Here is a 25,633-nt window from a genome sequence, read left to right on the forward strand (position 1 = left end):
GGTGAGCCTATCGCCGGACCGGCGGCCGGGGGTTCCCCGGCGCCGCGCGGCCCGGGGCCGGTTCAATGGTCACCGCCGTGCAGTTGGTCGACGGCGTGCCGCAGGATCGGGCCGAGCACGGCCAGTCCGTCCTTCGCCCCGCCCCGCGACCCGGGCAGGTTGACCACCAGCATCCGCCCGGTCACCCCGGCGAGGCCCCGGGAGAGGGCGGCGGTGGGCACCGCGGCGCGGCTGTGCGCCCGGATCGCCTCGGCGATGCCGGGGATCTCGTAGTCGAGCAGGGCCCGGGTCACCTCGGGGGTGCGGTCGGTCGGGGTGATGCCGGTGCCGCCGCTGGTGAGCACCACGTCGACGCCCTCGTCGCGGGCCGTCCGCAGGGCCGCGCCGACCGGCTCGCCGTCGGGCACCACCACCGGCTCGTCAACCTCGCAGCCCAGCTCGCGCAGGCCGGCCACCAGGAGCGGGCCGCTGGTGTCGGCGTACACCCCGGCGGCGGCCCGGTTGGACGCCACGATCACCCGGGCGCGGATCACGGCCGGTCCTCCGGCCGCACCCACTCGCCGGTCTTGCCGCCCTCCTTGCGGAGCACCCGCACCGCGTCCACCGAGGCGGCCGGGTCGACGGCCTTGACCATGTCGACCAGGGCGAGGCCGGCCACCGCCACCGCGGTGAGGGCCTCCATCTCGACGCCGGTCCGGTCCGCGGTCCGCGCACTGGCGGTGATCTCCACCGTGTCATCGGTGAGCCGCAGGTCGACGGTGACGGCGTGCAGGGCGATCGGGTGGCAGAGCGGGATCAGGTCGGGGGTCCGCTTGGCCCCCATGATCCCGGCCAGCCGGCCGACCGCGAGCGCGTCGCCCTTGGGCAGCCCGTCGCGGCGCAGCAACTCGACGACCTCCGCCGTGGTGCGGAGCCGGCCGGCGGCGACCGCGAGCCGGCCGGAGACCGGCTTGGCGGAGACGTCGACCATCCGGGCCGCGCCGGCCGAATCGACGTGGGTGAGCTGGGCGGGTTCGGTCACGGCGCGAGCCTATCCCTCCGGTACGACGGACCACCGGTGTCGGTGGGGAGGAGCGCCACGCTGGGGTGCCGCGGTCGCGTCCGCGGCGCTCCTCCCCACCCACCCGCCGTCCAGTCGCTGGGGGTTTCTGGCGGCAGGCGTCTGGTCGGCTCGGCCCTGCCCCGGTGTAGAGCCTCCCCCGTTCGCCGACACCGGCAAGACGTTAGGGGGGGCCGCGATAAGAAATCGATAAGTCCGTCAGCCGCCTTGCTACTCGGCGATGAGCTGCTCCAGCCCTTCCCGTTCCGGCACACCCATCCGACGGAAGATCGCCAGGGCCCGCTGCCGATAACGGCGGGCCAGCGCGGGTTGGTCGTCGGCGAGGTGGTCGGCGAGCGCGACGAGGGCACGCCCCTGCTCGTACGGGTGGGCGATGCGCGTGGCCAGCTCGAGCGCGCGCCGGTGAGCCGCGACGGCGTCGGCGGCCTGCCCGCCGAACGCGAGGGTGATACCCAGGTCGTTCCAGACGGCCGCCTGCACGTGCCGTTCCCCGGAATCCACGGCGAGGTCGAGGGCCAACTCGTGCTGCGCCCGCGCGGCGTCCAGCCGGCCCAGGTGCCGGTACGCGATCCCCAGGTCGTTGCGCGCCTCTGTCTCGCCGAACCGGTGCCCGGTGCGGTCCCGAAGCCGCAGTGACGCGATGAGGAGCCGCGCGGCCTTGCTAAACCGCCCGCGGCGGTTCTCCACCGCCGCGATGTGGCCCAGGGCAGTGGACATGTCGTACTGGCTGCCCCGGGAACGCGCGACGAAGAGGTGCAGTCGGTGTGCCTGGAGCGCCTCCTCGTGCCGTCCCACGACGGTGAGGGCGAGCCCGAGGTTCGCCAATGCCAGACTCGTGTCGACGGCGGCGCCGCCGGGCCGCTCCCGGAGCAACTGTCGTCCGAGGTCGACCGAACGGGCCGGGTTACCGGTCAGCATGTTGACGGCCACCAGGTTCGCCCGGTAGCGATGCTCGTTGAACTGGTCGCCGAGTTCGCGGGAGATGGACACCGCCGCCTCAACGTGCCGCAGGCAGTCCAGATAGCTGCCCGTCCGGATGTACGCGGAGGCCAGATAGTTGTGCATGACCGCCTGCGCCGCCTGGTCGCCGTCCTTCTGGGCGGCGGCGAGCCCGGTGCGGTGGGTGACCAGGATGTCGTCGAAGTAGCCCCGGATGTAGCAGAACCGCCAGATCGCCCGGGCGATCCGCCAGCCGTATGCCTGGTGGGACTCCTGCTCGGCGAAGGCGATCAGGGCGAGCAGATTCGAGCGTTCCCGCTCCAACCACTCGACGTCCGCCGGATCGGAGTGCCCCAGCAGGTCGGGGCGCCGGGCCGGGCCCAGGCGCAGCTGGCCGGAGAGCGCGAGTTGTTCGAGAGTCTGCGCCCGGCCGACCACCTCATGGAGGACGTGGTCGAGGAGCCGGCCCCCGGCCTGGTCGCGGTCGCGCACCTCGTGAAGATCGCCCGACAGCTCGGCGGAGTACTGGCGCATCAGGTCGTGCAGGCGGTAGCGGCCCGGTTCGACCTCCTCGACCAGATGCTGGTCGAGGAGCTCGTCCAGCATCGTCTCGGTCACCTCCAGCGGCAGGTCGCCGAGGGCCGCCGCCATCGGTGCGTCGAAATGGACGCCGGGATGGACGCTGAGGAGCCGGAACAGGTACCGGACCCGTTCGGCGAGCGGTTCGTACGAGGCGGTGAAGGCGCTGGCCACCGTCTGCTGCTCCACCGCGAGCTGCCGCAGCACCGTCCGCCCGTCGCTCAGCCGCCCGGCCAGGTCGGCGACCCGCCAGGTGGGCCGGTGCAGCAGGCGTCCGCCGGCAAGGCGGATCGCGAGCGGCAGATGGCCACAGTGACGTGCCACCTCGGCCGCCGCCTCCGGCTCCCGGCGTACCCGGTCCTCGCCGGCCGTACGGGCCAGCAGTTGCACCGCCTCTTGCGGGGTCAGCGCAGGGAGCGGGACGGGTGGTCCGATGTCGCCGGCGGACAACCGGCGGCGACTGGTCACGAGCACGACCGAGCCCGGCCCGGCGGGCAGGAGCGGCCGGACCTGATCACTGCTGACGGCGTTGTCCAGCACGATGACCGTGCGGCGCCCGCGCAGCTCGCGCTGCCACAGCCCGGCACGGAGTACGTGGTCGGTGGGGATCCGCCCAGCGGGGACCCCGAGTTGACGGAGCAGTGCGGTGAGCGCGTCCCCCGGGTCCATCGGTACGCCGCCGGAGTGCCCGCGCAGGTCGATGAAGAGCTGCGCGTCGGGGTGACGGTCGGCGAGCTGCCGCGCCAGATGCACCGCGAAGGTGGTCTTGCCGCTGCCCGCCATCCCGTCCACCACCCGCACCGGCGACTGCTGTTCGCCGGCTGCGGCCAGCTCCGCCAGCAGGCGCTCGGTGAGCGACCGCCGTCCGACGAAGTTCGCCACCAGGCGAGGCAGGTGGCTGCCGGCGGCCCTGGCCGGCGCTTCGGTCGGACGGGCCGGGCGAGCCGGGGCCGGGGCATCCATCGGTGCCGGTGGGTCGGTGATCAGCCGGTCGACCGGCTCCCGATTCAGGATGTGCCGGCGCAGCGACCGCAGCTCCGTTCCCGGCTCGATGCCCAACTGCTCCATCAGCGCGCTCTCGGCCCGGCTCAGCGCGGACAGGGCACCGCCAACATCACCGTCGGCGTAATGCGCGCGAACGAGCAGGGCATGTGCCTGCTCCCGGTACGGGTGGACGACCACGTGGTCGGTCAGGAAGGCGATCGCCGACCTGATGCGCCCGACCCGCAGATCCAGCTTCGCCCGAAGCTCGATCACCGAGAGGCGCTGCTCATCCGTGGCGGCCCGACGAGCGGCAAGGACCGGCCCGACCGGCAGCCCGGCGAGCAGGCCGCCCCGCCAGAGCGACTCGATGCGGGTCAGCAGTCGGTCGACCGTGTCGATCCCCCCGCGCGCCCAGGCACTCTCCGCTGCCTGGGTGAGGCGTTCGAACCGTAGGAGGTCCACCGAGTCCTCGGTCAGCTCGAACCGGTAGCCGCCGGAGAGCCGGGAGAGGTGGGGACCGGCGTGCTTGTCGAACGTCCGGCGGAGGTTCGCGGCGTACGTCCGCACGTTCGCCACCGCCGAGCGCGGCGGCTCCTCGGGCCACAGTTCGTCGATGAGCGACTCGGTCGTGACGACGCGGCCGGGGTGCGCGGCCAGCATGGCCAGCACCGTCCGCTGCTTGGGCGTACCCAGCGGGACCTGGGCGGATCCGCACCACGCCTCGAGCACCCCGAGGAGATGGATCTCCGCCAATCCCTTCGTCCGCAATGGTGCCGAAATTCCAATACCTCTTCAATTACCGCAGCGCCATGCACAAGGCGCCTTAACGCCAGATTACGCGCGATCCACCACGCGACTTCCAAAAAGATATCAGAGAGCGACGACATTTTTTCTGTCCGTCTAAGTCGAGGCGGGGGGCGACCGACCGATAGCGAGTATCGGTCCAGCGAGCACCGAACGGCTGCAGACACCCGTCATCGCGGGCTCGATAATCACCATTAGGCGCGGCACTGAATATGCGTTCGGTCTCCAGACAAAGACAGTGCGTGACAATGGGCAGCGACATTTGCGCATTATGCGCATATGGACATCTAATGTCACCAACCCGGCCTAAAAGGCCATAACATGACTCCCGTCGGTGGGGGTCGGAGCAGCGGCCCTCGGGATCAAGCGAAGGGCGAGGCCAATGCGCGGCAACGACTGGCTGTGACCAACCTTTCCGGGCTCCAGGGCAGGTCGTACAGTACGGGTACACGCACCGCTACCGGATGACCGCGGTGGAGGCAGAAGACGTGACCCACACCATCGCACGCGACAATGGGACCGATCGGCGGCTGTTGCTGCTTGTCGGTCTCGTCGTGTTCGCGGCCGCGATCGCGTCGGTGGTCAGCCTGCGACTCATCTCCACCCAGGGCCTGGCCACCTCGAATGACCTGACCGCGGCGGTCACCCTGACGTTCCTCGTCGCCGTCGCCGCCACCGTCAACGTCCGAATCCGCATCCGTGCCACCACGCACGGCATCTCCTGGACGGACGCGGCCACGATGGTGGGCCTGGCCGTCGCCCCGGTGCCGTGGGTTGTCATCGGCACCGGCGTGGGTGTGGCAATCATCCGGTTGCTCGGTCGACTCTCGCCCATCAAATTGGCCTTCGGTGTCGCGAAGGAGATGACGCTCGCCGCGGTCGGCGGCATCGTCCTCGTCCTGTCGGGCTGGACGTGGCCCTGGTCCGGTCCGGTCACGCGCTCCCTCCCGGCGCTGGTGCTGGCGTACCTGACGATCGTCGTGCTGGACGAGTTGCTGATGTTTCCCGTCCTCGCCCTCGCCACCCGGACCCCCCTCCGCAACCGGTTCCGTCAGCAGATCGACCTTCGGTTGGCGAGCGTGGTCGCCCGCTTCGCGGTGATCCTGTCGACCCTGCTGATCCTCCGAATCAACCCGACCTTCCTGATCGTCGTCCCACCCGTCGTGCTGAGCCTGCACCTGGCGTATTCGGGACGACTGCGCAGCAGAGCCGAGCGGGACGCCTGGCAACGGCTCGCCCGCACCACCGACGCGCTCAACGTGGTCGATCTGGACGAGGTGCTGACCACCGCCGTCACCCAGGCGACCGAACTCTTCTCGGCCGATGAGGTCGACATCGAACTGCGCGAGGAGAGCCGCCTCGTCCGGGGAGCCGGCGGGGCCATCACCTTCCAGGGCGCGACCGGCGAACCGAGCGCGATCGCCGGTTCGACACTGTCCACCCCCCTCGAAGGGCACGACCAGCACACCGACATCGGTACGCTCCGGCTCCGCTTCGCCGGCCCCGTGCAGCTCTCCGAGCGGGAGCAGTACACCCTGCGTACCTTCGCCTCCGCGCTGTGCACCGCCGTCCGCAACGCCCAGGCGTACGCCGAGCTGGCCCGGATCGCCGAGGAGCACGCGTACGCCGCCAGCCACGACGCCCTGACCGGGCTCTCCAACCGCCGGCACCTGCTCGACGAGGGCACCGAGCAGCTCACCAACCGGCACGCCGACGGCGTCACCGCCCTGGTGCTGATCGACCTCAACCACTTCAAGGAGGTCAACGACACCCTCGGGCACGGCGCCGGCGACCGGGTGCTGATGCAGGTGGCCGACCGGCTGCGCGCCGCGGCCCGCCCCGACGACCTGGTGGCCCGGCTCGGCGGCGACGAGTTCGCCGTCCTGCTGCGCGGCCTGCCCGCCCCGGCGGTCGCCGCGCACCGGGCCGAGTCCCTGCTCGGCGCCCTGCACGAGCCCCTCGACCTGGACGGCATGCGGATCAGCGTGGAGGCCAGCGGCGGGATCGCCGTGGCGCCCGCCAGCGGCGGCATGCCCGAGCTGCTGCGCCGCGCCGACGTCGCGATGTACCAGGCCAAACGGGCCGGTCAGCGGATCTCCACGTACGCCCCGACCCGGGACACCGCCGACCTGGGCCGGCTCACTCTCGGCGGCGAGCTGCCCCGCGCGGTCGCCGACCACGAGTTCACCGTCACCTTCCAGCCGATCGTCGACCTCGGCACCGGCACGGCCATCGGCGCCGAGGCGCTGGCCCGCTGGCACCACCCGACGCACGGCATGATCGACCCGCTGCGCTTCCTCGAGGCGGTGGAACGCTCCGGGCTGCTGCCCGCGTTCGCCGAGGCCATCCTCGACCAGGCGCTGATCGCCGCCGGCACCTGGCGGACCGCCGGGTTCGACCTGCCGGTCTCGGTGAACGTGTCGCCGCGCAGCCTGCTCGACCCGCGCTTCCCCGGCGCGGTCCTGGCCCGGCTGCGGGCGCACGACCTGCCGCCGGACCGGCTCGTGCTGGAACTGACCGAGACCCTCACCCTCAGCCAGCTCGACGTGGTCGACCAGGTGCTCAGCCGGCTCCGCGACTCCGGCGTCCGGCTGGCCCTCGACGACTTCGGCACCGGCTACTCGTCGCTCTCCCTGCTCTCCCGCATCCCGGTGCACGAACTCAAGATCGACCGCAGCTTCGTCACCGCGATGGAGACCTCCACCGAGGCGGCCGCCGTGATCCGCTCCACCCTCGACCTCGGCCGCAGCCTCAACCTCACCGTGGTCGCCGAGGGCGTGGAGAGCGAACCGCAGCGGCGGGCGCTCTGGGAGCTGGGCTGCGCCGCCGGCCAGGGCCACCTGTTCGCCCGGCCGCTGCCGGCGGGCGCGCTGCTCGCCGCCCTGCACCGCGGTGCCGGCGGGCGTCCCGGCGCGCTGGCGCCGCCGCTGCACGACGAGGGCGCGGTGATTCGCCTGCCCGGCCGTCGCACCGGCGCCCGCAACCGCACCACCGGCACCCCGGCCGCGGGCCGCACCGGCGAACCCGGCGGACGCTGACCCGCACCCCGGCCCAACCCCCGGCCCCCGGCCCCGCCGAACGCGGCACGGCGGCCCGGGCCGGGTCTGCCAGACTTGCCGGCGTGATCGCCGACGCCGAGCCGACCGCCCCCGCCCGCCCCTGGCGGGCCGTGGACACCGCCGGCGGCGGCCTCGCCCTCGACCTCGGCCTCTACGCCGCCGCCGCGCTCTTCGCCGCGATCACCGCGGCCACCTCCACCCTCGCCCCGCACCGGGCCTGGGGCGTACCCGCCACGATCGGCTACCTGCTGGCCACGCTCCTGGTCACCGGCCAACTCCTCGCCCGCCGGCACCGGCCCGACGCACCCCTGGCCGGGCTGCCCGCCCGCTGGGCGGTCACCGGGCTCACCTGGGCCAGCACCACCCTGCTGCCGATCGTGACGCAGAGCGTGCAGCGCGCGGCGGGCCGCACCGACCGGGCCCAGGAGGAGGTGCTCGTCGTCGAGCAGGCCGGCAGACGGCTCGCCGAGCACGGCACCCCCTACCTCGGGCACGACGCGATCGCCGCGCTACCGCCGGGCGAGCAGCTCCTCGGCTACACCCCGTACCAGCCGGGGATGGCGCTGTTCGGGCTGCCCCGGGCCGCCACCGACGCCTGGTGGACCGACGCGCGGGTCTGGTTCGCCCTGGTCACCGCCGTGGTGCTGGCCGCCGCCGTGGCCACCCTGCGGGGCACGCCCGCCCCGACCGGACCGCACCGCGCCGCCGCCCTGCTGCGCGCCGTACAGGCGGTCACCGTGCTGCCGATCTGCGCGCTCACCCTGGCCACCGGCGGCGACGACCTGCCCGTACTCGCGCTCTGCGTGCTCGCCGTGGCCCTCGCCGCCGCCGGCCGGCCCGGACGCGCCGGCCTGGCGGTCGGGGTGGCCGGCGCCCTCAAGCTCTTCGCCTGGCCGGTGGCGGTCGTCCTGGTCTGCTGGGCCGCGACCCGCCGGGCCGGCTCCCGCACCGCCCTCGGCGCCCTCGGCCTGCCCGTGCTCGCCCTGCTCCCCGCCCTGCTCGTCGACCGCGACGCGCTGGTGGAGAACGTGCTGCGCTTCCCGCTCGGCCACGGCCTGGTGACCAGCCCCGCCCAGTCCCCCTTCCCCGGTCACCTGATCGCCAGCACGCTGCCCGCCGGCCGGATCGTCGCCGCCGCGCTGCTGGTCGCGGTGGGGGCGGCCATCGCCCTCCGGCTGCTGCGCCGCCCACCGCGCACCGCCGCCACCACCGCACTGATCTGCGGGTACGGGCTGCTCGCCGCGATCCTGCTGATGCCCTCGACCCGGTTCGGTTACCTGCTCTACCCGGTCGCCCTGCTCACCCTCGCCCCCGCGGTCACCCTCGCCGAACACCGCCACCACCCCGCCGGCTGACCGGCATTCCGGGCAACTGCCCGGCACATCCGGCCGGCGGGGCGTACACCTGAGGACATGACCAGCTACCGCGACCGGGCCGAGGCGGGCCGGATGCTCGCCGACCAGCTCACCGACCTCGCCGGACGGCCGGACGTCGTCGTCCTCGGACTCGTCCGCGGCGGCGTACCCGTCGCCCGGGTGATCGCCGACCGGATCGGCGCGCCCCTGGACGTGCTGGTGGTCCGCAAACTCGGCGTGCCCTGGGCGCCCGAGGTGGCGTACGGAGCGCTCGGACCCGACGGCGTGCAGGTGCTCAACGACATGGTCGCCGACCGGCTCAGCGATGCCGAGCGGGCCCAGGTACGGGAACGCGAACAGGCCGAGCTGGACCGCCGGGAGCAGCGGTACCGGGGCGGCCGGCCCCCACTCGACCTGGCCGGTCGCACCGCCGTCATCGTCGACGACGGGCTGGCCACCGGCGCCACCGCGCGGGCCGCCGTCCAGGTCGCCCGCCAACTGGGGGCCGCCCGGGTCGTGGTGGCCGTGCCGGTCGGCTCCGACCAGGCGTACGAGATGCTCGCCGCCGAGGCCGACGAGCTGCTCTGCCTCCAGGTGCCGGCCGACTTCGCCGCCGTGGGCGCCTACTACGACGACTTCCACGAGGTCTCCGACGACGAGGTGACGCAGGCGCTCACCGCCACCGCATGACCGCACCGGGTACCGTCGGTTCCATGCAGCTCACCTGCCCCAAATGTCACGGAGAAATGCGCCAGTACGAGCGCAGCGGAGTGGTGATCGACCAGTGCGGCGAGTGCCGCGGCATCTTCCTCGACCGCGGCGAGCTCGAGAAGCTGTTCGAGGCGGAGGCGAACTGGAACCGGCAGCACGCCGGACCGCAGGCCGGGCCGCAGGCCGCCGGCTACCCGCCGCCGCCACCGCCCGCCGCCCCGCAGCAGCCCGGATACGGCGCCGTGCCCCCACCGCCGCCGCCACCGCCGCCCGGCCACGGCTACGCCCAGCCCGCGTACGGCCAGCAGCACTACGGCTACCACGGCCACTACCGGCGCAAGAAGCGGCACGGCTTCCTCGGCGAACTCTTCGACTGACCGCACCACGCCGGCCGGCCGTCGGGCCGGCCGGCACCGTGCCCCCCGGCTCCGGTCGTGGCAGGCTCCCTGACATGACGGCGAGCGGGCGGCACATCGCGTTGGCGCAGGCGTACGACGGCATCACCCGGGTGGTCGCCGACCTCGACGACGCCGACCTGCAACGACCGACCGGCTGCCGCGGGTGGCTCGTCGCCGACCTGCTCTTCCACGTGCTCTGTGACGCCCAGCGGGCGCTGGTCGCGCTGGCCAGCCCGGCGCCCGGCCCGGCCGACGTGGACCAGGTCAGCTACTGGCGGTCCTTCCCGCCCGGCGGCGCCGCCGGCGGCGACCGGCACGCCTGGTGGGCCCGCCGCTCGGCTTCGGCGTTCGAACGCCCGAGCGGCGTGGTCCGGCTCTGGTCCGACACCGCGCCCGCCGCCGTTCGCGCGGCCGGCGCCGCCGTGCACGGCGACGACCCGGAGCGCTGCGTCACCACCCAGGGTCACGTCATCCGGATCCCCGATCTGCTGGCCACCCTGACCACCGAGGCCGTGCTGCACCACCTCGACCTGATCGTCGACCTGCCGGACGCGCCCCGACCCGGCGCCGCCGCCGTCGCGGTCACGCTGACCACCCTGGACGGCCTGCGCGCCGACGCGCCCCGCCCGGCCGGCTGGGACGACCAGGATTACCTGCTCAAGGCCAGTGGCCGGCGGCCGCTCACCGACGCCGACCGGCGCGAACTGGGCGCGGCCGCGGAGCGGTTCCCGCTGCTCGGCTAGGCGTCAGACGATCGCCATGTCGACGAAGCGGGACAGGTGCAGCTGAGCGGCCACCGTCACCGTGTCGGTCGGGCCATTCCGATGCTTGGCAACGATGAAATCCGCCTCGCCGGCGCGCGGCGACTCCTTGTCGTAGTAGTCGTCGCGGTGCAGCAGGATGACAACGTCCGCGTCTTGCTCAATTGATCCAGATTCCCGCAGATCGGACAGTTGGGGTCGCTTGTCGGTACGCTGCTCCGGGCCACGGTTCAGCTGACTGACCGCGATCACCGGGCATTCGACCTCCTTGGCCAGCAGCTTCAGGCCACGGGACAGGTCGGCGACCTCCTGCTGCCGGCTCTCGGTGCGCTTCGGCGAGGTCATCAGCTGGAGGTAGTCGACCACGATCAGCTTGAGGTCGTGCTTCTGCTTGAGCCGACGCGCCTTCGCCCGGATCTCCATGAGGTTCATGCTTGGCGTGTCATCGACGAAGAGCGGCGCCTCGCTGATCTCACCCATGCACCGGGCCAACTTGGTCCAGTCGTCGTCGGAGAGCTGACCGCTGCGCAGCACGTGCAGCGGAACCCGGGCCTCGGCCGAGAGCAGTCGCATGACGATCTCGACCTTGCTCATTTCCAGCGAGAAGATCGCCGACGCGTGGTTGGCACGAATAGCAGCATTTCGGGCAAAATCCATAGATGCTGTGGATTTTCCCAAACCGGGCCTGCCTGCCACGATGATGAGCTGGCCCGGGTGGAGGCCGTTGAGCAGCCGGTCGAGGTCGCTGAAGCCGGTCGGCACCCCGGTCATCACCCCGCCCTGTGCCCCCACAGCCTCGATCTCGTCCAGGGTCGGCTGGAGCATGTCGGCCAGAACGGCGAAGTCCTCGCTGACCCGCTTCTCGGTGATCTCGTAGACGGCCTGCTGGGCGAGGTCGACGATGTCGTCGACGTCCCGGCTGCCGCCCTGGCCGGTGCCGTACCCGAGTTGGACGATGCGGGTGCCCGCCTCGACCAGCCGGCGCAGCACCGCCCGCTCGCCGACGATGCGCGCGTAGTAGGCGGCGTTCGCGGCGGTGGGCACGCTGGCGATCAGCGTGTGCAGGTAGGGCGCGCCGCCGATCCGGGCGAGGTCGCCGGAGTCGGCCAGGGCGGCCGCCACGGTGATCGGGTCGGCGGGCTCACCGCGGCCGTAGATGTCGAGGATGGCGTCGAAGATGGTGGCGTGCACCGGCCGGTAGAAGTCGTTGGACTTGAGGATCTCGACGACGTCGGCGATGGCGTCCTTGGAGAGCAGCATGCCGCCGAGGACGCACTGCTCGGCGGCGACGTCCTGGGGCGGGGTCTTCTCGAACTGCGCGTCGCGTTGGGCCGGCATCGGCGGTTGCCCGCCGGTCCCGTCCGCCCGCGTGTCGTCCGTGACCGACACGGGTCCCCCCTTGCTGCGTCGGATCGGTTCCAGCTGTACCGCCGGGGTGTGACAACTTCGACGACCCTCCGGTCGATCGGGGGCCACCGCCCGGACGGTCGGGGGACCACGATACGGAACCCGAGGTCAGACCCTCAACAATGCCGGTGGACGAGCCTCGGGACAACCTGTGGACGCCGGGCGCAGAAATGTGCGCAGCGTGTGCACAGGATGTGGACAAGTAATGGGGAATTCCTCGCGACAGCGCTCTGACCTGCGGTTATGCAATCCCCACCCTGTGGACGGAAGATTTCGGGTAGAGCTTCGCGGCCGTTCGTCCCGTACTATCTCTGCGAACGGCTACACCTGGACAGCGGATTGCGATTTCGGTTGAGAAGGGTCACGCTCCGGCCGTGAGTTACCGGGACTGGGCAGGCGGGGAGGGCAGCCCGCGCGAGCGGCCGCCGGTCACCTCGTGGGACGACCCCGCCGGGCGGTTCCCGGCCAGCTCCGACCGTCCCGGTTCGGCCCGCCGTGAGCTGGAGGCGTCACCCTACGAGTCCGGGCGGTACGGCACCCCGAGCCGCCGTCGGGCGATCGAACGCGGGCAGGACGAGCCGGTCGAGACGTACCTGCCCCGGTGGGCGCTGGAGTCGGGGATCCGCCGGGCGGACGGCGGGGGCCGACACGCCGCCCCGGACGACGAGGACGAGGTCGAGCCGCCGTACTCGGGAAGTGGCTGGCGCGGTGCCGCGGAGAGCGGGTGGCGCGCGGACGGCGACCGCCGCGAGTTGCGGGCGATCGGTGCCGGGCCGGCCGTCGAGCACACCGCCGAGTGGACCTTCGACGCCCCGCAGGACCGGGGATACGTGGGGAGCCGACGCGCCGAGTCCATGGAGGACGAGCCGGTGTCCGGGCCGGCGCCGCTGACCCGGCCCCGGCGTGCCCCGACGCGGCGGCCGCAGGTGACCTGGTCCGGCGTGGCGGAGACCGGTTCCCCGGGTGGGGAGGTCGAGCGCTGGGCGGACGGCCCGGGCGAGCCGCGGGCGGATGCCTGGTCCCGTCCGGCAACGGATGCCTGGTCCCGTCCGGCGGCCGACCCGTGGGCCCGGGGCCGGGCGGCCGAGCCGGAGCCGGTGCCGCCGGCGGTCGACCCGTGGGACGCGTCCGGGGTGCACGCCTGGCAGCGCCCGGCGGCCGGCGAGCGGTGGGACCGGTCGGACGGCCCGGCCCCCTGGGACCGGATGGAGCACACCGGTGAGCTGGGCCGGGTCACGGACACCGGCCGGTGGGCCGCGCAGCCCGACCCCGGTGGGCCGGACCGGTACGCGGGCGGGTGGGACCGGTCCGCCGAGCCGGGCGGCTGGGACCGGTACGCGGAGGTCGACCGGTGGGACCGGACGGTGCCGCCGGCGCCGGTCCGGGAGGGCTGGGCATCGGCGGAGCGGGCCGAGAGCTTCTGGTCGGGGACGCGGCTGGCCGGGGACGATCCGCGGTGGGTGGCGACCCCACCGTCGGCGCCGCGGTCGCCCATGGTGGGTTATCCGGCCGCCCGGCCGGGTCCGGTGCCCCGGCGCCGCCCGATGCCGGCGGTGGACGCCGAGCGGGGTGGGGCGGCGGCGTTGCGCCGGCGCGTGGAGACGGTGGGCGGCGGGGCGTGGGGTCGCCGGCTGGAGGACGACCTGCTCGATCCGGATCCGGGCGGGCCGCTGCGGTCGCTGGCCTACACCGCCGCGTGTTACCTGGTGCCGGCGGTGCTGCTGCTGGTCGGGTTGCTGTTCCTGGACGGGCAGCCGCCGGCGGGCTGCGTCACGGACATCACCGGTGGTGGCTGTGACTCGCCGCGTACGCACGCGCTGGCCTCGCTGATCGACGGCGCGCCGCGGTTCGGCCTGGCGCTGGTGAGCAGCCTGGTCGTGGCGGTGGTGCTGCGCCGGGTCGGCTCGGGTTGGCGGTCGGCGACGGTGGCGCTCGCGGCGGCGGTGGTCGGCGGGGGCCTGTCGACGGTGCTGATCAGTGCGGTGACCGGCCAGCCGATCGGCTGAGCGGTGACCGGACCGGGACGGGTCCCGGAGCAACGGAAAGGGCCCGCACCGGCAGTCCGGTGCGGGCCCTTCCGTGGTGCTGCGGGTGTCAGCCCTTGACGACGTTCAGGTCGAACTTGGCGGTCACCTCGGGGTGCAGCTTGATGCTGACCGGGTACGAGCCGAGCGACTTGATGTGTCCGGGCGTCTCCAGCCGGCGACGGTCCAGGATCGGACCGCCGGCCGACTTGACGGCGTCGACGATCTCGGCCGGGGTGACCGAGCCGAAGAGCCGTCCGCCGTCGCCGGCGCGGGCCTTCAGGTTGACCTTCAGGCCTTCGATCTGGGCCTTGACCTCGTTGGCATGGTCGAGGTCGCGGATCTCGCGGGCCGAGCGGGCCCGCTTGATGACCGTGACCTGCTTCTCCGCGCCCTTGGTCCAGGCGATCGCGAAGCCCTGCGGCAGCAGGTAGTTACGGCCGTAGCCGTCCTTGACCTCGACGATGTCGCCCGGGGCACCGAGGCCGGACACCTCCTGAGTCAGGATGATCTTCATGTCGGTGCCTCCTCTCAGCGGGCCGTAGCCGTGTACGGCAGGAGCGCCATCTCGCGGGCGTTCTTGACCGCACGGGCGATCTGCCGCTGCTGCTGCGAGGTCACGCCGGTCACCCGCCGAGCGCGGATCTTGCCGCGGTCGGAGATGAACTTGCGCAGCAGCGCGGTGTCCTTGTAATCGATGTAGGTGATCCCGTCCTTGTCGAGCGGGTTCACCTTCTTCTTCGGCTTGCGCAGTGCCGCAGCCTTGGCCATTGCTCTTGCTCCTGGTTTGCGATCGCGGGCGCTCGGCGCCATTAGAACGGGGGCTCCTCGTCGAAGTTTCCGCCGCCCGAACCAGCGCGGGAGGGGGCCGGGGCAGCCGAGGCCCAGGGGTCGTCGAAGTTGCCTCCGCCGCCGCCCTGGCCACCGCCACCACCACCGAAGCCGCCGCCACCGCCGCCCGAGCGGGACATCTTCTGCACCTTCGCCGTGGCGTAGCGCAGGGACGGGCCGATCTCGTCGACCTCCAGCTCGATGACGGTGCGCTTCTCGCCCTCACGGGTCTCGTACGACCGCTGACGCAGCCGGCCGGACACGATCACCCGGGCGCCGCGCTGCAGCGACTCGGCGACGTTCTCGGCGGCCTGCCGCCAGACCGTGCACGAGAGGAAGAGCGGCTCGCCGTCCTTCCACTCGCCGGACGCCTTGTCCATGAAGCGGGGCGTCGAGGCGACCCGGAACTTGGCGACCGCCGCCCCGGAGGGGGTGAATCGCAACTCGGGGTCATCGGTCAGGTTGCCGATGACCGTGATGGTGGTGTCTCCTGCCATGACCATCTCCTCGCGCACTCATCGTTTCGCCCTCACAGGCTCTCAGAGCCCTCCGACAGCGTCGATGAGGCTTGATCCGGACGTGCCGGGTCTAGATGCTCAGCGCATCTCCGGGCGGATGACCTTGGTGCGCAGCACCGACTCGTTGAGTCGGAGCTGACGGTCCAGCTCAGCCACGGCCTCCGGCGACGCCTGGAGGTCGATGACGGCGTAGATGCCCTCGGCCTTCTTGTTGATCTCGTACGCGAGGCGCCGGCGGCCCCACACGTCGGTCTTCTCCACCGAGCCACCCGCGGTCCGGATCACGTTCAGGTACGTGTCGAGCGACGGGGCGACGGTGCGCTCCTCGAGGCTGGGGTCGAGGATCACCATGACTTCGTAATGACGCAAGACGTGCTCACCTCCTGTGGGCTAAGCGGCCACGGTCCTTCCGTGGCAGGAGGTCGTGCGTCGTTGCCGTGACCGGTGCCGGGGGAACCCGGCCGGACGCGGACAACCGGACCAGGATACCCGGTCCGGACGATCATGGCCGGGCCGGTCGGGCGGCCCGTTCCGGGCGCGGTGACCGGCGTCCGGCCCGGGACGCGGTGACAGGGGTCCACCCCCGGCATCGGGTGCCGGTGGTGGACCCCTGTCCACGGGGCCGCGGGGCGTCCCGTCCGCATTCCTTGGGTGGGACCTGGGGAGGAACGACCACACCGATGAGGTTGGATCGAGGACGCCCCGCGGAGCTTTATCGTGTTGTCACCTGGTCTGACCATACAACGGCTCTCGTCACCTCTTGGGGTAAATGGAGGAATTTGCCCCGGCATCCCTCGTCGCGGAATGCCAATGTGCCGAGCGGGTCCCGCCCCGTCGTGCCGGGACCGCACGGCGGGGCGTCCCGTTGGCGGGGGTCTCCCCTCGCCCGGACGCGCTGTGGACCGCGCCGGGCGGAGCGTCGACCATCGATCCCACCTCCACCAACGAGCGCCGGACCGGCAGGTGACGCTGCCGTTCGCCACAGCTCCCCGGCCGACCCGTCGAACGGGGGCGGCCACGGTCACCCCGCGTGTCAGCGGCGCGACGTAGGCTGCCGTGCATGCGAATCGGAGCCCACGTCGATCCGACCGACCCGCTGGCCGAGGCGACCGCCCGGGACGCCGAAGCCGTCCAGTTCTTCCTCGCCGATCCTCAGGGATGGAAGGCCCCGAAGCCCCGGGAGGACGCCGAGCGGCTGCGCGGGGCCGATGTCGACCTTTACGTCCACGCGCCGTACGTCATCAACGTGGCCACCCTGAACAACCGGATCCGGATCCCCAGCCGCAAGCTGCTGATCGCCCACGCGAACGCCGCGGCCGCCGTCGGCGCCAAGGGCCTGATCGTGCACGGCGGCCACGTGAGCGCCGGTGACGACCTGGTCGTCGGCTTCGACAACTGGCGCAAGACCTTCGCGTACGCGGCGGACTCCGGCGGCTTCCCGCTCCCGGTCCTGATCGAGAACACCGCCGGCGGGGACAACGCCTGTGCGAGGCACCTCGACGCGCTGGCCCGGCTCTGGGAGGCCCTCGGCGACTACGAGGTCGGCTTCTGCCTCGACACCTGCCACGCGTTCGCCGGCGGCGAGGAGCTGCTGGGCCTGGTCGACCGGGTCAAGGCCATCACCGGCCGGATCGACCTGATCCACGCCAACAACTCCAAGGGCGCGTTCAACTCCGGTCAGGACCGGCACGACAACCTCACCGGCGGCACCATCGACCCGGAGCTGGTGGTGGCGGTCATCCGGGCGGCCGGCGCGCCGGTCATCGTGGAGACCCCCGGCGGCGTCGAGGGCCAGGCGGCGGACATCGCCTTCCTGCGGGGTCAGCTGGGTACGGCCGCATGACCACCGAGCAGTCCGACGCCACCGGACCGGCGCGCGAGGCGAGCGAGGCCGGAGCGGGAAGCGGCACCGGGTCCGGCCTGCCCGAAACAGAGCCGGCGGCCGGCCACGCCGGATTGAGGACCGACGCGGGTTCCGGCCTGCCCGGCACGGAGTCGGCGGCGGGCCAGGCCGGAGCGAGAACGGACGCGCCCGGCGCCGGAGCGGCGACCGGAGGCACGGACGCGCCCGACCGGGCCGACGCCGCCACGAAGACCGCCGCGAGCACCGTGACCGGAACCGGCACCTCGGGAACCGCCGCCGCCGCGAAGACCACCGCCACCACCGCGACCGACGCCAGCACGGTAGGAACCGCCGCCGGCACCGCCAAGGCGGGCGTCGCGACCGCTGCCGACACCGCGAAGACCGATGCCGGCAGCGCACAGCCCGACGCCGACACCGCGAAGCCCGCTGCCGACACCGCGGAGGTCGACGCGGGCAGCACAAAGGCCGACGCCGGCACCACGAAGGCCGACGCGGACACCGCGAAGGCGGCGGCCGGGACCACCGCCGAGGGCGAGGACGGCGCGGGCGAGGAGACCGAGCCGGCGGACCCCTTCTCGGCCTTCGGTCCCGCACCGGCCCCGGTGCTCACCCGTGCCCGCCGGGTGGGTCGCGCGGTCGGCCGGTTCCTGATCCACGAGTGGACCCTGGCCACCGCCGGCGCCCTGCTGCTCGCCGTGCTGATGACCTGGCCCACCCTGCGCTACCCGGGCTACACCCTGCCGCAGGACTACTGGGACCCGAGCCTCCAGTCGTGGCAGATGGCGTGGTCGGGGCACATCCTGCTGACCGACCCCGGCCAGCTGTGGAACGCCAACACGTTCTTCCCGGAACGGTGGAGCTTCGCCTTCTCCGACACGCTGCTCGGGTACGCGCCGGCCGGCATGCTCGGGCACGGGCCCGAGGCCGCCGTGCTGCGCTACAACATCCTGTTCGTGCTGGCGCACGCGCTCGCCACGCTCGGGGCGTACGCGCTGGCCCGCCAGCTGGGGTCGGGCCGGATCGGGGCCGCCGTGGCCGGGGCCGCCTACACGTACGCCCCGTGGCTGCTGGCCCAGGCCGGGCACCTGCACATCGTCTCCAACGGCGGGATCCCGCTGGCGCTGGCCATGCTCGCCCGCGGCCACGGCTGGTCCCTGCGGTACGGCTACCGCCCGGCCCGACGCCGTCCCGGCTGGGCGTTCGCCGGGTGGCTGGTGGCGGCGTGGCAGCTCAGCCTCGGCTTCGGCATCGGCCTGCCGTTCGCGTACCTGCTGGCCGGCATCGCGCTGGTCTCCGCCGGGATCTGGTTCGCCCGGCGCTGGCTGGTCCGGCGCGTGAAGCGCCCGTTCGGCCGCCGGCTGTTCCTCGCCGACGTGCTCGGCGCGCTTCTCTTCGCCGCGGTGGGGGCGCTGCTGGCGATCCCGTACTTCAAGGTCGCCGAGCTGCACCCGAACGCGGCGCGGACGCTCGGCGACATCGGCACCTACTCGCCGCCGGTGAGCGGGTTCTTCACCGCTCCGGCCGAGTCGCGGGTGTGGGGTTCGCTGCACGAGGGCGCGCGCAACGCCCTGCCGTGGCACCCCGAGATGACCCTGCTGCCGGGCTTCGTGCTCTACGCCCTGGCCGCCGGCGGGCTGTTCTTCTCCGTGTGGCGGGTCCGGCACCGGCTCTTCCTGCTCGCCGGGGTGCTGGTCAGCATGGTCCTGGCGATGGGCACCCGGTTCTTCCACGGCACCGTCAGCTACGTCCCGCTCTTCGAGCACCTGCCGGGCTGGAACGGCCTGCGCACCCCGGGGCGGATGATGCTCTGGGCCACCCTGCTGCTCGGCCTGCTGGCCGCCGGCGCGGTGACCGCGTTCTGCGCCCGGGTACGCGAACTCGCCGCGGAGCGGGTCCCGCCGTGGCCGGGCCCGTGGCTGCGGCTGGCCACCCTGCTGCCGCTGCTGCTGGTCGTCGTGGAGGGCCTGAACGCCACCCCGCACCCGGTGGTGCCGCCGCAGCCGGTGGCGATCCGGACCCTCGACGGGCCGATGCTGGTGCTGCCCACCAGCCAGAACCTGGACCAGCCGGTGATGCTCTGGTCGACCAGCCGGTTCCAGGACGTGGTCAACGGCGGCAGCGGCTTCACCCCGGAGAGCCAGGCCAAGGTCCGTGACGTCAGCGTCGGCTTCCCCGACCTGCGCAGCATCGACTACCTGCGCCAGCTCGGGGTGAAGAACGTGGTGGTGCTCCCCGATCGGCTCCCCGGCACGCCCTGGGAGGGGATGCTGGAGCGGCCCTCCGACGGGTTGGGGGTGACCCGCGAGGAGGTGGGTGACGCGGTCGTGTTCCACCTGTAGCTGGTGGGTTGTTGCGGTGGGGTTGGCCCTGGGTGTGGGTCTCAGGCGCGGCTCAGAGCAGTTGGGTCCTCGTCAGGGCTAGGCGGGCACGGGTTCGGTCGGGTGCGGGGTGGGCCGGTGGCGTAGCCGGCGCAGCCACGCGGCGTCCTCCGCGCCGTCGAGGACGCCGCCGTCCGGGTCGTCGGCGTAGGTGCTGCGCACCGCGTCCCGCTCGGGGCGGAGGATGTCCCGGATCACGAAGCCGCAGAGCACCACGACGGTGACCAGCCGGAAGGTGGCGGCGAGCACGAAGACCCCCTCGGGGAACACCGGCCGGCTGGTGGCCGTGCCGAGCAACTCCCCGTAGAACGCGACGAAGTAGCCCACCTCGGCGAGCTGCCAGGCCAGGAAGGCGCCCCACCGGGGCCGGGCCAGCACCGCGAGCGGGAGCAGCCAGAGCACGAACTGCTGGGACCAGACCTTGCTGAAGATCAGGAAGGCGGCGACCACCAGGAAGGCGAGTTGACCGAGGCGGGGCCGGCGCGGGGCGAACAGCGCCAGCGCGGCCACCCCGAGGCAGGCCAGTCCGAAGAGGAGGTACGACACCCAGTTCAGGGTGGGGATGTGCGCGTTCAGCCACTCGAAGGGCCCGAGGTCACCGGGGCTGGACGGGTTGATCCGGCCGTCCAGGTACCGGCCGATGTACCAGAGGGTGCCCCAGTCGATCGGCCGGGTGCTGTTCAGCTCGAAGAACCGGCCCCAGTTGTCCCGGTAGGGGATCGCCACGGGCAGGTTCACCGCCACCACCGTCACGGCGGCCGAGAGGACGGCGAGCACGGCGGCCCGGATCCGGCCGGCGCGGACCGCGAGCACCACGATCGGTCCGAGCAGGAACAGCGGCCAGAGCTTCGCGGCGCCACCGAGCCCGAGCAGCACCCCGGAGAGCGCGGCCAGCACCGCGCCGACCGGGCCGGATCTGGTCCACGCCCAGGCCAGCAGCCCGAACGCGGCCAGCCCGATGGCCAGCAGGTCCCAGTTGACGGTGGCGGTGAGCAGCAGCGCGGGGGCGAGCGCGAAGAGGGCCGCGTCCCAGGGCCGGCGGCGGCGCAGGGCGAGGATCACCGCCACGGTGGCCACCGCCAGGGCGCCGAGCACCAGTGCGTTCAGGTTGTAGAACCACTGCCCCTGGTTGATGGTCGGGTCGTCGACGCCGAGCGCGTGCACCGGCAGCCCGATCGCCCCCATGAAGTAGCCGGTCAGCACCGGGTACTCGACGGGGTGGTCGGCGTAGGGCACCTTGCCCTCGTTGAGCCCTTCGGCGTAGTAGAGCGCCAGCACGTCGGTGTAGCACATCCGCGTGTACTGGCTGTTGTTCTGCCAGGCGCCGTCCTGGCAGGGCGACTTCTGCACCCAGTGCAGGGCGAGGGTGAGGCAGACCAGCGCCAGCACGATCCGGGCGGCGGTCCAGAACCGGCCGTCGCGACCGGCCGGCCGGTCCAGGGCGACCGCGTGATCGCCGAGCGGGCCGCCGATCAGCTCGGAGGCGCCGCGGACGAACCCGTCCGAGCGGGACGGGTGGTCGGTGGTCCCGGGGTCGTCGAAGCCGGCCGTCGACTGGGTGCTCATGGAGAGGCATCCTGCCGTACGTCGGGCCTCCGCGTCCCGTCCCGAGCGCGAATTTCCGGTACCCGGGAACGCCGACGGCGGCCGGGCCGGGGCCCGACCGCCGTCGATGGCGCTGCCGTCAGTACGTCTGCCGTGGCGGTGTGCTCGGTAACAGTCCGCCACCGCCACCGCCCGGCCCGCCACCGCCGCCCGGCCCGGGGTTGCCGCCGCCCGGCCCGGGGTTGCCGCCGCCCGGCCCGTCGGGGCAGAACAGGCCGAGCGGGTCGCAGTTGGGCTGCTCGACCGGCGGCGGAGGAGCCTCACCGTTGCCGGCGTCCTTGTCACCGATGTGCGCGGCGGGCGGGAAGTCCATCTTGTCCTGGCCCTTGAGCGCGTCGCTCATGAACCGCTGGAAGATGGCGCCCGGCATCCGGGCACCCATGATGTCCCTGCCGTTCTTGTCCTTGATCGCCAGCCGCTTGCCCTTGTTGCCGACCCAGACCGCGGTGGCGAGCTGCGGCGTGTAGCCGATCATCCAGGCGTCGCCGTTGTGGCTGCTGCCGTCGCCCAGTTCCCAGGTACCGGTCTTCTCGGCGACCTTGCGGCCGTCGTCGAGCGGACGGTGCGACGACTTCGTCGGGTACTGCTCCAGCACCGAGGTGACGTCGGCGACGACATCCTTGGGGACGCGCCGCTGCGGCTTGAGCTTCTCGCCGCCGACGGTCTCCCACTTGCCGGTGCTGATGTTCTGCTTCTCCACCTTCTTCACGAAGTGCGCCTTGTTGTAGACGCCCTCGTTGGCGAAGGTGGCGACGCCGTTGGCGTGGTCGAGCACGGTGATCGGGTACTGGCCGTAGCCGATCACGTGGAAGAACGGCTCCGGGGCCAGGTCCTTCGGGTCGGCCTTGGTCAGGTCGTACGCCTTGACCGGGTTGGTGCCCCACATGGTGGTGACGCCGGCCTGCTTGGCCATGTCGAGGACCTTGTCCGGGCCGATCTTCTCGGTGATGTAGTAAAACGGCACGTTCAGCGACTTCAGCGTCGAGACTTCCAGCGTGCAGGAGTCACCGCAGGAGACCTTGTCCGCGCCGGCGTTGCTGACCTTGAACTTGGTGTCCTTCGGGGTGAACGCCGAGCCCTTCCACCGCGAGTCGAGCGAGATGCCGTCCTTGAGGGCCGCCGCGAGGGTGTAGATCTTGAAGGTCGAGCCCGGCGAGTGACCACCGGTGAGCACCCCGTTGTCGGTGTTCTTGCCGGCGAAGTCGGTGCCGGTGCCGTTGTCGCCGCCGTAGTAGGCGCGCACGGCGCCGGACTTCGGGTCGATCGACACGAGGGCGGACATCAGGTTCGAGGGCTGGCCGGCGAGTTCGGATCCCTTGGTGGCCCGGCGGGCCGCGGCCAGCGCCGCACTCTGGATCTTGGTGTCGATGGTGGTGGTGATCCGGTAGCCACCCTTGCTGAGCGCCTGCCGGCATTCCGGCAGGTCCGCGGTGACCGCGGCCTCGTTGTCGGTGCACAACTTCATGTCGCGCATCTCCTGCGCGACGTAGTTGATCACGTTGCCGTACGGCGTGTCGACGCCGAAGGCGGCGTTGCCCTTCGGGTTGTACTTCTTGAGGGTCTTCGGGTACTCGGTGGGGTGCTTCGGCTTGCCGGGCGCGTCGAGCCAGCCCTCGGTGATCATGCCCTGCACGACGTAGTTCCACCGCTCCAGCGCGGCCTGCTGGTTGATCGCCGGGTCGTAGCCCTTGTGCGTGGCGCTCGGCTCGGGCTGCTTGATCAGCGCCGCGAGCACCGCGGCCTCCGCCACGGTGAGCTGCTTGGTGGACTTGCCGAAGTAGGTCTGCGCCGCCGCCTCGATGCCGTACGCGCCGCGGCCGAAGTAGATCACGTTCAGGTAGTGCTGCATGATCATCGGCTTGTCGTACTTGTCGTTCAGCTTGGAGGCGAGGATCGCCTCCTTCACCTTGCGGCCGTACGTGTCCTGGTTGAGGTTGTCGAACGCGTTGCGGGCGTACTGCTGGGTGATGGTCGAGGCACCCTGCTTGTCGCCGCCGGTGAGGTTGTTCCAGGCGGCCCGGGCGATGCCCTTGTAGTCCACACCGTCGTGCTTGTAGAAGTTGCGGTCCTCCGCCGCGGCGACCGCGTCCTGGACCCACTGCGGGATGTCCTTGATGGTGATCAGCGTGCGGTTCTGGTCACCGATCTTCGCGATCGGGGTCTTACCCGTCTTGTCGTAGATCGTGGTGGCCAGCGGCGGGGTGGTGTCCTCGGGAAGGACCACGTTGGTCGAGTACCAGGTGAAGGTCACCACGCCGATGCCGGCCAGCATGATGAAGACGGCGAACCCGGCGATCATCACGTTGATCCGGCGGCGCTTCTTCGCCCGGGCCACCGCGCCCGGGTCGTCGCCACCGCCCTGACCGCCCCGCCCGGGACCGGTCGGGCCGCCGGGCCCACCCGGGCCGCCGCCCGCCAGGCCGGGCACGCCGGCGCGGGCCACCGCGGCCCGGCCACCCACCGCGGCCGAGCCGACGCTCGCCCGTCCGGCCGTACCCACGCTGGCCGCGCCGACCGAGGCGCGGCCGGCCGGACCCGGAGAGACCGGGACGGAGGCCCGGCCCGGGCCGGCCGGGGAGACCGGTACCGAGGCGCGGCCCGGCGCCGGCGAGACGGGCACCGAGGCCCGGCCGGACCGCCCGACGGATGCGGAGCCCGAGGTGCCGCGCGGTGCGGGGGCGGAGCCACCGACCGAGGCACGTCCGCCGGACCCGCCCCGCGGCGGTACGGAGGCGCGGGCCGAGGCGCCGTCCCCCGATCCGGATGGCCAGCCGTTCCCGCGTGCGCCCCCGCCGGAGCTGGGGTCCCCGCCCGGGCCCGGGAGCTGGGCCCGCCCACGCGAAGAACTGGGATCGCCGTAGTTCATTCCTCACACCCTGCCGGTCGCGGTGGGGCGCGGTCGCGCCGCCACCGGGTTGCCGTGAGATGGAACACGAGACGCTACACCGTGGGCGCACCCCGGCGCAGGCGTCAGATCCGACCTAATCGGACCAATCAGACGTGGAAGCTGTCGGGTGGACCGCCCGCCGATGTCGCGGGGGTCAACCAGGACAGCCAGGTTCACCGTTGCGCCTCTCGCCTTCGACGAGGGGTGGAACCGGTCGCGGCCGAACCGCTCGCCGCCTCCTGCTCCGACCCGTCCTCGGTGCCGTCGGCCAGCCCGTCCCGGCCGAGCAGGTACTGCTCGACGAGATGGTTCCAGGCACAGCCGGGGCACACCTCCACCACGTAGACCTGGAACTCACGCAGCGTCATCGCCAGCAGCGACAACTCGGCCCGGTTTCGCGCCTGCCCGGCCGACTGCTTGAGTTCGTCCCCGTAAATGTAGTGGACGTGGATGAGGTTCTCGCTGCGACAGATCGGGCAGCGCTCATCGGTGGGTTCGCCATGGAAGCGAGCAGCGTTCTTCAGGTACGGCGACGCGTCGCAGACGTCGTACGTGCCGATCCGGTTCGCCAGGAGGTCACGCAGCACCGCTCGCTTCTGGAGCGAGTAGTCGACGACCTGGCGAGACGTGCGCATGCGGCAAAGGGTACGCGGTCCGGCCGGACGAGGCGACCATGGTCACGATCCGTGACCGCAGCACCGCGTAACGGGGGTTTGCCCCGGTCGGACGACTCCGCTAACGTGCGATGTATCGGTCCGATACATCGCAGCGGTTACGACTCCGCGCCGGGGGTAAGAAGGGATGGCCCGTGCTCGAGTTCGCCATCCTGGGCCTCCTGCAGGAGGCTCCGATGCACGGCTACGAGCTGCGCAAGGAGCTGACCGCCAAACTCGGCGCCATCCGGGCGGCGATCAGCTACGGCACGCTCTACCCGACCCTGCGCCGGCTGCAGGCGGCGGGCTGGATCACCGAAGCCGCCGGCACACCCGCGACCGCCGAGGAGGTTCCCGCGCTGACCAGCCGACGCGGTCGGGTGGTCTACACCATTACCGCGGAGGGCAAGGAACGCTTCGCCCAGCTCATAGCGCAGGCTGGTCCCGAGACGTACGACGACACGGGCTTCGGCGTGCACTTCGCGTTCTTCGCCCGGACCGACCAGGCCACCCGGCTCCGGATCCTGGAAGGTCGTCGCCGGAAGATCGAGGAGCGTCGCGAGGGTCTTCGCGACGTGCTCGGCCGGGCGGCCGAGCGGCTCGACGCGTACACCCTGGAACTGCAACGCCACGGGCTCGACGCCTGTGAGCGCGAGGTCCGCTGGCTGGAGGAGCTCATCGCCAACGAGCGCTCCGGCCGAGCCCCGACGGTCCCGCAACCCGGGACAGCCGGCGGCCGACGAGAAAACGACAGCCCGCCCCCGCCTGGAGAGTCCAGGAAAGAGCGGCCGTGATGAAAGAAGAAGGAGGCAGACG

20 protein-coding genes are annotated in these 25,633 nt (G+C 72.4%); 9 read left to right on the top strand and 11 right to left on the bottom strand.

Annotated features, from left to right (window positions below; all coding sequences use genetic code 11):
• Nucleotides 1–62: 62 nt before the first annotated feature.
• The 3 genes from ACIBPB_RS28600 to ACIBPB_RS28610 all read right to left on the bottom strand — a co-directional run bounded on the left by ACIBPB_RS28600 (nucleotide 63) and on the right by ACIBPB_RS28610 (nucleotide 4,315).
• The gene (locus ACIBPB_RS28600) at nucleotides 63–533 is read right to left on the bottom strand and encodes a molybdenum cofactor biosynthesis protein B (protein WP_396842550.1); all 471 of its coding nucleotides are present in this window, start codon (nucleotides 531–533) and stop codon (nucleotides 63–65) included.
• Nucleotides 530–1,021 carry a cyclic pyranopterin monophosphate synthase MoaC gene (moaC, locus tag ACIBPB_RS28605; protein ID WP_396842551.1) on the bottom strand — a complete coding sequence of 164 codons (492 nt, stop codon included), beginning with the start codon at nucleotides 1,019–1,021 and terminating at the stop codon, nucleotides 530–532. The genes ACIBPB_RS28600 and moaC overlap by 4 nt, the downstream gene beginning before the upstream one ends.
• 249 nt (nucleotides 1,022–1,270) lie before the next feature.
• Entirely contained in the window at nucleotides 1,271–4,315 is a 3,045-nt protein-coding gene (locus tag ACIBPB_RS28610) for an AfsR/SARP family transcriptional regulator (protein ID WP_396842552.1), read from the bottom strand.
• A 539-nt stretch (nucleotides 4,316–4,854) separates the two neighbouring features.
• Between ACIBPB_RS28610 and ACIBPB_RS28615 the strand changes: the two genes are divergently transcribed.
• From ACIBPB_RS28615 to ACIBPB_RS28635, 5 genes are all read left to right on the top strand, one after another.
• Complete coding sequence (locus tag ACIBPB_RS28615) at nucleotides 4,855–7,404, top strand: putative bifunctional diguanylate cyclase/phosphodiesterase (protein WP_396842553.1); 2,550 nt, start codon at nucleotides 4,855–4,857, stop codon at nucleotides 7,402–7,404.
• An 86-nt stretch (nucleotides 7,405–7,490) separates the two neighbouring features.
• Nucleotides 7,491–8,780, top strand: coding sequence for a glycosyltransferase 87 family protein (locus tag ACIBPB_RS28620; protein ID WP_396842600.1), 1,290 nt, complete (start codon nucleotides 7,491–7,493; stop codon nucleotides 8,778–8,780).
• A gap of 57 nt (nucleotides 8,781–8,837) precedes the next feature.
• The gene (locus tag ACIBPB_RS28625) at nucleotides 8,838–9,470 is read left to right on the top strand and encodes a phosphoribosyltransferase (protein ID WP_396842554.1); all 633 of its coding nucleotides are present in this window, start codon (nucleotides 8,838–8,840) and stop codon (nucleotides 9,468–9,470) included.
• A gap of 23 nt (nucleotides 9,471–9,493) precedes the next feature.
• Entirely contained in the window at nucleotides 9,494–9,868 is a 375-nt protein-coding gene (locus ACIBPB_RS28630; protein ID WP_396842555.1) for a zf-TFIIB domain-containing protein, read from the top strand.
• A gap of 74 nt (nucleotides 9,869–9,942) precedes the next feature.
• Complete coding sequence (locus ACIBPB_RS28635) at nucleotides 9,943–10,632, top strand: maleylpyruvate isomerase N-terminal domain-containing protein (protein WP_396842556.1); 690 nt, start codon at nucleotides 9,943–9,945, stop codon at nucleotides 10,630–10,632.
• A gap of 3 nt (nucleotides 10,633–10,635) precedes the next feature.
• Here ACIBPB_RS28635 and dnaB read toward each other — a convergent pair whose 3' ends face one another.
• Nucleotides 10,636–11,988, bottom strand: coding sequence for a replicative DNA helicase (gene dnaB, locus ACIBPB_RS28640; protein ID WP_396842602.1), 1,353 nt, complete (start codon nucleotides 11,986–11,988; stop codon nucleotides 10,636–10,638).
• Between the two features lie 443 nt (nucleotides 11,989–12,431).
• Here dnaB and ACIBPB_RS28645 point away from each other — a divergent pair, with 443 nt between their 5' ends.
• A complete protein-coding gene (locus tag ACIBPB_RS28645; protein ID WP_396842557.1) occupies nucleotides 12,432–14,063 on the top strand; it encodes a hypothetical protein in 1,632 nt (543 codons plus the stop codon).
• Nucleotides 14,064–14,151: 88 nt separating this feature from the next.
• On the opposite strand, the gene rplI is transcribed toward ACIBPB_RS28645, so the two are convergent.
• From rplI to rpsF, 4 genes are all read right to left on the bottom strand, one after another.
• A complete protein-coding gene (gene rplI / locus ACIBPB_RS28650; protein WP_357319044.1) occupies nucleotides 14,152–14,598 on the bottom strand; it encodes a 50S ribosomal protein L9 in 447 nt (148 codons plus the stop codon).
• 14 nt (nucleotides 14,599–14,612) lie between these two features.
• A complete protein-coding gene (rpsR, locus tag ACIBPB_RS28655) occupies nucleotides 14,613–14,852 on the bottom strand; it encodes a 30S ribosomal protein S18 (protein ID WP_007073789.1) in 240 nt (79 codons plus the stop codon).
• A 41-nt stretch (nucleotides 14,853–14,893) separates the two neighbouring features.
• Nucleotides 14,894–15,427, bottom strand: a complete 534-nt coding sequence (locus ACIBPB_RS28660) for a single-stranded DNA-binding protein (protein WP_396842558.1) — start codon at nucleotides 15,425–15,427, stop codon at nucleotides 14,894–14,896.
• An 81-nt stretch (nucleotides 15,428–15,508) separates the two neighbouring features.
• Entirely contained in the window at nucleotides 15,509–15,799 is a 291-nt protein-coding gene (rpsF, locus tag ACIBPB_RS28665) for a 30S ribosomal protein S6 (RefSeq protein WP_046563719.1), read from the bottom strand.
• Nucleotides 15,800–16,490: 691 nt separating this feature from the next.
• Between rpsF and ACIBPB_RS28670 the strand changes: the two genes are divergently transcribed.
• Together ACIBPB_RS28670 and ACIBPB_RS28675 are read left to right on the top strand one after the other, a co-directional pair.
• Nucleotides 16,491–17,273 (top strand): deoxyribonuclease IV, encoded by a 783-nt coding sequence (locus ACIBPB_RS28670; RefSeq protein WP_396842559.1) that lies wholly within the window; start codon nucleotides 16,491–16,493, stop codon nucleotides 17,271–17,273.
• Nucleotides 17,270–19,633: a hypothetical protein gene (locus ACIBPB_RS28675; RefSeq protein ID WP_396842560.1), complete on the top strand. Its 2,364-nt coding sequence runs from the start codon at nucleotides 17,270–17,272 to the stop codon at nucleotides 19,631–19,633. The genes ACIBPB_RS28670 and ACIBPB_RS28675 overlap by 4 nt, the downstream gene beginning before the upstream one ends.
• Nucleotides 19,634–19,711: 78 nt before the next feature.
• Here ACIBPB_RS28675 and ACIBPB_RS28680 read toward each other — a convergent pair whose 3' ends face one another.
• The 3 genes from ACIBPB_RS28680 to ACIBPB_RS28690 all read right to left on the bottom strand — a co-directional run bounded on the left by ACIBPB_RS28680 (nucleotide 19,712) and on the right by ACIBPB_RS28690 (nucleotide 24,799).
• Nucleotides 19,712–21,238, bottom strand: a complete 1,527-nt coding sequence (locus ACIBPB_RS28680; RefSeq protein ID WP_396842561.1) for a glycosyltransferase family 87 protein — start codon at nucleotides 21,236–21,238, stop codon at nucleotides 19,712–19,714.
• 118 nt (nucleotides 21,239–21,356) lie between these two features.
• Nucleotides 21,357–24,143, bottom strand: a complete 2,787-nt coding sequence (locus ACIBPB_RS28685; protein WP_396842562.1) for a transglycosylase domain-containing protein — start codon at nucleotides 24,141–24,143, stop codon at nucleotides 21,357–21,359.
• Nucleotides 24,144–24,337: 194 nt separating this feature from the next.
• Nucleotides 24,338–24,799, bottom strand: a complete 462-nt coding sequence (locus ACIBPB_RS28690; RefSeq protein ID WP_357319061.1) for a DUF5318 domain-containing protein — start codon at nucleotides 24,797–24,799, stop codon at nucleotides 24,338–24,340.
• Nucleotides 24,800–24,972: 173 nt separating this feature from the next.
• Here ACIBPB_RS28690 and ACIBPB_RS28695 point away from each other — a divergent pair, with 173 nt between their 5' ends.
• The gene (locus ACIBPB_RS28695) at nucleotides 24,973–25,611 is read left to right on the top strand and encodes a PadR family transcriptional regulator (protein ID WP_357319064.1); all 639 of its coding nucleotides are present in this window, start codon (nucleotides 24,973–24,975) and stop codon (nucleotides 25,609–25,611) included.
• The last annotated feature ends 22 nt before the right edge of the window (nucleotides 25,612–25,633 follow it).

Origin of the sequence: Micromonospora sp. NPDC049836 (assembly GCF_044465125.1) — a bacterium.
In the GTDB taxonomy this organism is placed as follows: domain Bacteria; phylum Actinomycetota; class Actinomycetes; order Mycobacteriales; family Micromonosporaceae; genus Micromonospora.

Bases quoted from the DNA above. Each gene is read 5' to 3' on its own strand.
- rpsR (WP_007073789.1), bottom strand. From the start codon at position 14,852: ATGGCCAAGGCTGCGGCACTGCGCAAGCCGAAGAAGAAGGTGAACCCG.
- ACIBPB_RS28635 (WP_396842556.1), top strand. From the start codon at position 9,943: ATGACGGCGAGCGGGCGGCACATCGCGTTGGCGCAGGCGTACGACGGC.
- ACIBPB_RS28680 (WP_396842561.1), bottom strand. From the start codon at position 21,238: ATGAGCACCCAGTCGACGGCCGGCTTCGACGACCCCGGGACCACCGAC.
- rplI (WP_357319044.1), bottom strand. From the start codon at position 14,598: ATGAAGATCATCCTGACTCAGGAGGTGTCCGGCCTCGGTGCCCCGGGC.
- ACIBPB_RS28675 (WP_396842560.1), top strand. From the start codon at position 17,270: ATGACCACCGAGCAGTCCGACGCCACCGGACCGGCGCGCGAGGCGAGC.
- ACIBPB_RS28685 (WP_396842562.1), bottom strand. From the start codon at position 24,143: ATGAACTACGGCGATCCCAGTTCTTCGCGTGGGCGGGCCCAGCTCCCG.
- ACIBPB_RS28630 (WP_396842555.1), top strand. From the start codon at position 9,494: ATGCAGCTCACCTGCCCCAAATGTCACGGAGAAATGCGCCAGTACGAG.
- ACIBPB_RS28690 (WP_357319061.1), bottom strand. From the start codon at position 24,799: ATGCGCACGTCTCGCCAGGTCGTCGACTACTCGCTCCAGAAGCGAGCG.
- dnaB (WP_396842602.1), bottom strand. From the start codon at position 11,988: ATGCCGGCCCAACGCGACGCGCAGTTCGAGAAGACCCCGCCCCAGGAC.
- ACIBPB_RS28625 (WP_396842554.1), top strand. From the start codon at position 8,838: ATGACCAGCTACCGCGACCGGGCCGAGGCGGGCCGGATGCTCGCCGAC.
- ACIBPB_RS28670 (WP_396842559.1), top strand. From the start codon at position 16,491: ATGCGAATCGGAGCCCACGTCGATCCGACCGACCCGCTGGCCGAGGCG.